1 protein-coding gene is annotated in these 657 nt (G+C 37.0%); it reads right to left on the bottom strand.

Features of this window, described 5'->3' with window-relative positions; all coding sequences use genetic code 11:
- Positions 1 to 628, bottom strand: a 628-nt coding sequence (locus tag H1S01_RS20620; protein ID WP_188042184.1) for a GyrI-like domain-containing protein, incomplete at its 3' end; no start/stop codon positions are given.
- Positions 629 to 657 lie beyond the last annotated feature (29 nt).

Here is a 657-nt window from a genome sequence, read left to right on the forward strand (position 1 = left end):
ATACTACCTTTGGCCTGACCTTGTATCTCAAAACAGTTTTTTGCTTTTCTGGCTCAACTTTTCTTACATCGGAAAGATAGATTTCTCGATGCAGTAAAGATACTCTTTCAAGATTGTTTTCCTTTATGAATTCTTTCATTTTTTCAAAACTTTTCGGTTCATCATCAAACGAGCCCACATGTAATATTTGTACTGATAAGCCGTCTTCTATAGTTCTGAATGTCACTTCTTCTATCAGCGGGTGTGGTTTCTTTTTTCTTACATTTTCGAATGCCCTCTCAACCAGGTCTTCGGCTACAAAGTCCGGTTGTCTAATCATAATAGTATACAATAACTCATCTTTATTTAGTGTTTCAAACTTTTTTCCTTCTTCCGTTAAATCCCACACTCCTTCTAGGGGGTATACCGTGTATTCAAAATAACCTTCTGGAGTATATCCTTGTTTTGGCATCATTCTAATGGCATAAGCCAGCGAATAAAGAACACCTACCCTTTCGGAGAATTCGGGGCCATTCGGATTTCCTTTCCCTGTTATCACGAAAAACTTCTGTTCTGGAACTGTTATTAGTTCAGGTTTTTCTTTTGGAAGGTATAAATCTTTCTCTTGTTTTTTCCATTCATACTTCATTAGCTGGGCTCCTCTCGGATTTAGATAAA

Source organism: Heliobacterium chlorum (assembly GCF_014502795.1).
Taxonomy (GTDB): domain Bacteria; phylum Bacillota; class Desulfitobacteriia; order Heliobacteriales; family Heliobacteriaceae; genus Heliobacterium; species Heliobacterium chlorum.